Here is a 6,942-nt window from a genome sequence, read left to right on the forward strand (position 1 = left end):
GGCGGCGGGCGGGGGCGGTGCCGCGCCGCGAGGGTGTGGAGGCGGTCGCCGTCGCGCCCGACGAGGAGCTTCCCGTGGTGCCGCGGGCGGCGGCGCGGCGCCTGGCCCGGATCCTCGCCGGTGAGCAGGTCAAGGTGCTGCCCGAGTGGCTGGACGCGGCGGCCCGCGGCGGGCGGCGGGTGCCCGCGCGGCTGCTGCCCGACCTGCTGGAGAAGGGCCGCGGCGACCGGATGCTGCGTCCCGCGATCGCGCGCGCCGCCGGGCATCGCGGCGTGTGGCTGGCGCTGCGCAACACCGACTGGGCGTACCTGATCGGGTCCGGGGACGACCCGGGCGGCGGCGACGAGGTGTGGGAGACCGGCACCCGGCAGCAGCGCGTCGCGTTCCTCACGCGCCTGCGCGGGAGCGACCCCGCGGGCGCGCGCGAGACGCTGGGCACGGTGTGGGCCAGGGAGCCCGCGCCCGACCGGGCGGCGTTCCTCGGCACGTTCGCGCGCGGGCTCTCGATGGACGACGAGGCGTTCCTCGAAGGCGCGCTCGAAGACCGGGGCAAGGACGTCCGGCAGCTCGCGTCCGACCTGCTGGCGCGGCTTCCCGATTCGGCCTACGGGCTGCGGATGGCCTCGCGCGCCCGCGCGTGCCTGCGCGCCGAGACCCGCACCGTCCGGGAGCGCCGGCAGAGGTGGGTCGTGGTCGAGCCGCCCGAGACCCACGACGAGGACCTGGCGCGCGACGGCGTCCCGTTCCATCCGAGCGGGTCGTTCGCGCCCGGGGGCGCGGGAGGCGGCCCGGTCGGCACACGCGCGGCGTGGCTGCGCGAGATCCTCGCGCGCACTCCCCTGTCGACCTGGACCGACCTGTTCGCCCTGCCGCCGATGGAGGTCGTCTGCCTCCCGATCACGGACGCTGCGGGCGACGCCGGGAGGGCCGCGCGCGACGTCCACATCGGGTGGGCGCGGGCGGCGCTGCGGCAGCGCGACCCGGCATGGGCGCGGGCGCTGCTGAAGGGCGGCGTCGTCGTGGACGAGCCGGACGCCCTGGCCGACCTGCTGACCGTCCTGCCGGACGGCGAGCGCGAGGGCGCGGCGGCCGGGCTGATCCGCTGGGTCGCGGGCGGGCCGGAGCTGCCGCGCGTGCTGGAACGCGTCCCCGGCCCGTGGACGGGCGAGCTGGCCGACTCCGTGGTGGCGACGCTGTCGACCGCCGCCGACCGGCAGACGCACCGGCACGAGCACACCCTGACCCTGCTGTGCCGCCTCGCCGACCAGCGCCTCTCCCCCGCGTTCGCGCCGCGCCTCCAGGAGCTGGCCGGGCGTCACCTGACCGCCGATCCGGGCGGGGTGGCGGGGGCCGTCCTCACCGAACTCACCGAGACCCTCCGGTTCCGCGCCGAGATGCTGAAGGAGCTCCATCCGTGACCGTGCCCGACAACGGAACCGCCCTGGACAACGGAACCGCCCTCGACAACGGAGCCGTGCCCGACAACGGAACCGCCCCCGAGACGGCCGGCGACGAGGTTCTCCGGCCGCACGCCGAGCAGCAGTACGCCGCCGAGCTGGCGCTGCTGGCCGAGCATGACGACCGGCCGCGCCCGCCGGGCTGGCGGCTGTCGCCGTGGGCCGTGACCACCTACCTGCTCGGCGGCGAGCTCCCGGACGGCACGGAGGTCTCGCCCAAGTACATCGGCCCGCGCCGCCTGGTGGAGGTCGCGGTCGCGACGCTCGCGACCGACCGGGCGCTGCTGCTGCTCGGCGTCCCGGGCACGGCGAAGACGTGGATGTCGGAGCATCTGGCGGCGGCGATCTCGGGCGACTCGACGCTGCTGGTCCAGGGCACGGCCGGGACGCCCGAGGAGGCCGTCCGGTACGGCTGGAACTACGCGCGGCTGCTCGCCGAGGGGCCGTCCGAGCGGGCGCTGGTCGAGAGCCCGCTCATGCGCGCGATGCGGCGCGGCATGGTCGCGCGCGTCGAGGAGCTGACGCGCATGCCGGGCGACGTCCAGGACTCGCTGATCACGCTGCTGTCGGAGAAGACGCTGCCGGTGCCGGAGCTGAACGCCGAGGTGCAGGCGCGGCGCGGGTTCACGGTGATCGCGACGGCGAACGACCGCGACCGGGGCGTCAACGAGCTGTCGTCCGCGCTGCGCCGCCGGTTCAACACCGTCGTGCTGCCGCTGCCGGAGTCCGAGGCGGACGAAGTGGAGATCGTCGCGCGCCGGGTGGCGCAGCTCGGGCGGGCGCTGGAGCTGCCCGAGGCCCCGGCCGGGCTGGAGGAGATCCGCCGGGTCGTCACGGTGTTCCGGGAGCTGCGCGCCGGGCTGACCGGCGACGGCCGGACGAAGCTGAAGTCGCCGTCCGGCACGCTCAGCACCGCCGAGGCGATCTCGGTCGTGACCAGCGGACTCGCACTCGCCGCGCACTTCGGCGACGGGGTCCTGCGCGCCCCGGACGTCGCGGGCGGCATCGTCGGCGCCGTCCTGCAGGACCCGGCGTCCGACCGGGTCGTGTGGCAGGAGTACCTCGAGACCGTGGTGCGCGACCGTCCGGAATGGGCCGACTTCTACCGCGCGTGCCGGGAGGTCTCTTGACGGACGTGGCGGCCGCCCGGGGGACGGCGGGGGCGCGGGTCGAGGTGTTCGGCATCCGGCACCACGGACCGGGGTCGGCGCGGGCCGTCCGGCGGGCGCTGGAGGAGTTCAAGCCGGACGCCGTGCTGATCGAGGGCCCGCCCGAGGCCGACGCGATCGTCGACCTCGCCGCCGATCCCGGCATGGTGCCGCCGGTGGCGCTGCTGGCCTACGCGCCGGGCGAGCCGCCCGCGCCCGGGGACGACGCCGCGTCCTGGTCCGACCGGCGCGCGGCGTTCTGGCCGTTCGCCGAGTTCAGCCCGGAGTGGCAGGCCGTCCGGTACGCGCTGGACGAGGGCGCGGCCGTCCGGTTCTGCGACCTGCCCGCCGCGAACCAGCTCATCCCTCCCGCGCAGGCCGACGACGATGACGGTGGTGGGGACGGTGGTGGGGACGGGGAGGGCATCCGGCTCGATCCGCTCGGCTGGCTCGCGCGCGCGGCCGGATACGAGGACGCCGAACGCTGGTGGGACGACGTCGTCGAGCATCGCGACGGCGGCCCGTCGCCGTTCCCCGCGATCGCCGAGGCGATGTCCGAGCTGCGCGAACGCGTCGCGGCCTGGCCGTCCGAGGCGGGGCCGTCCGCGGCGGGGCCGCCGCCACCCGGGCACCTCGTCCGCGAGGAGCAGCGCGAGGCCGCGATGCGCCGGACACTGCGCCGCGCTCTCAGGGACGGCTTCGAACGCGTCGCGGTGGTGTGCGGGGCCTGGCACGTCCCGGCGATCCTGGCGCGCGTCCCGGCGGCGCGCGACGACCGGACGCTGCGCGGCCTGCCCAGGGCGAAGGTGTCGATGACGTGGGTGCCGTGGACGCACGGACGCCTCGCCGAGCGGTCCGGCTACGGCGCGGGCGTGCGGTCGCCGGGCTGGTACGCGCACCTGTTCGCCGCTCCGGACCGTCCGGTCGAGCGATGGCTGACCGACGCGGCGGCCGTCCTCCGCCGGGAGGACCTGCACGTCTCGTCCGCGCACGTCATCGAGGCCGTCCGGCTGGCGGAGGCGCTGGCCGCGCTGCGCGGCCGCCCGCTCGCCGGGCTGGACGAGGTGACCGAGGCGACGCGCGCGGTGCTGTGCGAGGGCGCGGACCTGCCGGTCGAGCTGATCCGGAGCCGGATGGTCGTCGGCGAGCGCCTCGGGTCCGTCCCGGACGACACGCCGATGGTGCCGCTCCAGCGCGACCTGGCCGACCGGCAGCGGCGGCTGCGGCTCGCGCCGTCCGCGGACGGCCGTGACCTGGAGCTCGACCTGCGCCGCGACCGCGACCTGGACCGCAGCCGCCTGCTGCACCGGCTGCGGCTGCTGGAGGTCGACTGGGGCGTCCCGGCGGAAAGCCGCGGCAGGGGCACGTTCCGCGAAACGTGGACGCTGTGCTGGCGCCCGGAGTTCGACGTCGAGCTGATCGAGGCGAGCGCGTGGGGCACGACGGTCGCGGGGGCGTCCGCCGCGCGCGCGGGCGCGATGGCCGAGGCGGCGGAGTCGCTCGCCGAGCTGACGTCGGTGGCCGAGCGCTGCCTGCTCGCCGGGCTGGGCACGGCGCTGCCCGGCGTGATGCGCGCGCTCGCCGACCGCGCCGCGCTGGACGGCGACGTCGCGCACCTCATGGACGCCCTACCCGCCCTCGTGCGCGCGCTCCGCTACGGCGACGTCCGCGGCACGGGCACCGGCCCGCTCCGCACGGTCGTGGACGGCCTGGTAGTGCGGGTGTGCGTCGGGCTTCCCCCGGCGTCGCGCGGGCTGGACGACGACGCCGCCCGCGACCTGCTCGGCCGGCTCGACCGCGCGCACTCGGCGCTCGCGACGCTCGACGACGCCGCGCACACCGCTCGCTGGCACACCACGCTCGCGTCCCTCGTCGACCGCGACGGCCTGCACGGGCTCCTGGAGGGACGGCTCACCCGGCTGCTGCTCGACGCGGGCATCCTCGCCGACGCGCCGGGCCGGATGGCGCGGGCCGTCTCGGCCGGGGCGGAGCCCGCGCGCGCCGCCGCGTGGGTCGAGGGGTTCCTGTCGGAGGGCGGGCTGGTGCTCGTCCACGACGACGTCCTGCTCCGGCTCGTGGACGGCTGGATCGCGGGCCTGCCCGCCGAGGCGTTCACGGGCGTCCTGCCCCTGCTGCGGCGCGCGTTCGGCGAGTTCGCGGCGGCCGAGCGGCGCGCGATCGGCGACCGCGTCCGGCACCTGTCCGGCGGGCCGTCGGCGCGCCCGGGCGACGACCCGGTCGATCCCGTGCGGGCCGGGCCCGCGACGGCGACCGTCCTGCGGATCCTCGGAACGGAGGCCGGATCATGACCGACGCCCCCGAGGCGGAACGGCTGCGGCGCTGGCGGCTGGTGCTCGGCGGCGAGGCGGCCGACGGCACGGGCGTCACGCCGACCGGCGACGACGCGCGCATGGACGGCGCGCTCGCCAGGCTCTACGGCTCCGGCGACGCGGGCGGCCGGTCGCGTCCCGGACGGCGCGGGGCCGGGCTCGGCGACTCGGCTCCGTCGGTCGCGCGCTGGCTCGGCGACATCCGCGAGTTCTTCCCGTCCCCGGTCGTCCAGGTCATGCAGAAGGACGCGATCGACCGGCTCGACCTCACCCGGCTGCTCCTCGAACCGGAGCTGCTCGACGCCGTCGAACCCGACATCCACCTGGTCGGGACGCTGCTGTCGCTGAACCGGGTGCTCCCCGACCGGGCCCGCGAGTCGGCGCGGACGGTCGTCCGGTCGCTGGTCCGGGAGCTGGAGCGGCGGCTCGCGGAGCGCACCCGGTCGGCGGTCGGCGGCGCGCTCGACCGGGCGGCGCGGACGGCCCGCCCGCGCCGTCCGTCCGAGGTCGACTGGGACCGGACGATCCGCGCGAACCTCCGCCACTACCAGCCCGACCGGGGCACGCTCGTCCCGCAGCGCCTCGTGGGGCACGGACGGCGCGGACGGGCCGTCCGGCGCGACGTGGTGCTGTGCGTCGACCAGTCGGGGTCGATGGCCGCGTCGGTGGTGTACGCGAGCGTGTTCGGCGCCGTGCTGGCGTCGACGCGGTCGCTGCGCACGTCGCTGGTCGCGTTCGACACCTCGGTCGTCGACCTCACCGGCCAGCTGCACGACCCGGTCGAGCTGCTGTTCGGCACGCAGCTCGGCGGCGGCACCGACATCAACCGGGCGCTCGCCTACTGCCAGACGCTCGTGACGCGCCCGAACGAGACCGTCCTGGTGCTGGTCACCGACCTGTTCGAGGGCGGCGTCCGGGACGGGATGCTGCGCCGCGCCGCCGCCCTGGCGGGCTCGGGCGTCCAGGTGATCGTGCTGCTGGCCCTGTCGGACGAGGGCACGCCGTCCTACGACCACGACAACGCCGCCGCGCTGGCCGCGCTCGGCATCCCGGCCTTCGCGTGCACGCCCGACGCGTTCCCCGACCTCATGGCCGCCGCGCTGGAACGCCGCGACGTGTCCGGTTTCGCCGACCCCGCCCCGGCGCCCTGACCGCGCGGCGCGATGGGCGGGCCTCCGGACGGGAGCGGGGACGGCGGCGTTCGCGGCCGCCCGGGAACAGCAGGACGACGATCAGCGCGGACAGCGCCGCCTGCATGATCAGGGAGGTCAGGGGCACCGAGACGCCCACGCTCCCCGCGGCCCAGAGGACGACCCGCGCGGTCCGGACGGACGCGACCGTCCAGATCGCGCCGCGCGCGCCGCGCCAGGCGGGGACGGCGGCGACGAACGTCACGACGGCGAGCACGGCGAAGACCACGGCGACCGCGATGAGAAGCGGCCCGGCGCGTCCGGCGCTGAGGGCGGGCTGCGCGACGAACGCGGCCAGGCCCGCCACGTCCCCGGCCGCCTGGACGCTCGCCAGCCCGAGGCCCGCCCTGAGCGCCCACGACCGCCCCCGCCCGCTCCCCGGCCCTGACGGCCCGGACGGCCCGGACGGCTCGGTCGGCTCGGGCGGAGGGGGAACTGGAACGGTCCGGGCGGGCGCCCCGAGCAGCCCCAGCAGGATCGTCTCGGCCGTGGGACGGAACGCCGGATCCTTGGCCAGGCAGGCCGCGGCGGGCTCGGCCAGGTGCGGCGGCAGCGCGGACAGGTCCGGGGTCTCGCACAGGATCCGGGAGATCACCGCCGTGGTGGGCCCGCTGCCGAACGGGTCGGTGCCGGTGGCGGCGAACAGCAGGGTCGCGGCCCAGCAGAACAGGTCGGCGGCGGACCCGACCGCCGCGCCGGAGAACTGCTCGGGCGCCATGTAGGCGGGCGTGCCGACCAGGCTCCCGAAGGCCGGCGGGCCGCCCCGGCCCGTGGCGGCCGGGCCCGTGGCGGCCGGGCCCGTGGCGGCCGGGGTCGG

4 protein-coding genes and 1 pseudogene are annotated in these 6,942 nt (G+C 77.4%); 4 read left to right on the forward strand and 1 reads right to left on the reverse strand.

All coding sequences use genetic code 11. From position 1 onward, the window contains the following. The 4 genes from EBO15_RS44885 to EBO15_RS42270 all read left to right on the forward strand — a co-directional run. Positions 1-1,418: DUF5691 domain-containing protein (locus EBO15_RS44885; RefSeq protein WP_199745171.1), on the forward strand; the 1,418-nt coding region annotated here is incomplete at its 5' end. Between the two features lie 56 nt (positions 1,419-1,474). Then, a complete protein-coding gene (locus tag EBO15_RS42260; protein WP_199745172.1) occupies positions 1,475-2,587 on the forward strand; it encodes an ATP-binding protein in 1,113 nt (370 codons plus the stop codon). A 5-nt stretch (positions 2,588-2,592) separates the two neighbouring features. Next, complete coding sequence (locus EBO15_RS42265; RefSeq protein WP_122200065.1) at positions 2,593-4,914, forward strand: DUF5682 family protein; 2,322 nt, start codon at positions 2,593-2,595, stop codon at positions 4,912-4,914. After that, positions 4,911-6,086 (forward strand): VWA domain-containing protein, encoded by a 1,176-nt coding sequence (locus EBO15_RS42270; protein ID WP_122200063.1) that lies wholly within the window; start codon positions 4,911-4,913, stop codon positions 6,084-6,086. The genes EBO15_RS42265 and EBO15_RS42270 overlap by 4 nt, the downstream gene beginning before the upstream one ends. Here EBO15_RS42270 and EBO15_RS42275 read toward each other — a convergent pair. Further along, a pseudogene (locus EBO15_RS42275) lies at positions 6,022-6,942 on the reverse strand (hypothetical protein); the annotation flags it as partial. The gene EBO15_RS42270 and the pseudogene EBO15_RS42275 overlap by 65 nt on opposite strands.

It is taken from the genome of Actinomadura harenae, assembly GCF_003696215.1.
GTDB lineage: Bacteria > Actinomycetota > Actinomycetes > Streptosporangiales > Streptosporangiaceae > Spirillospora > Spirillospora harenae.

What these genes read in the sequence shown, in the direction of transcription:
- EBO15_RS42270 (WP_122200063.1), top strand. Translation starts at nt 4,911, where the DNA reads ATGACCGACGCCCCCGAGGCGGAACGGCTGCGGCGCTGGCGGCTGGTG.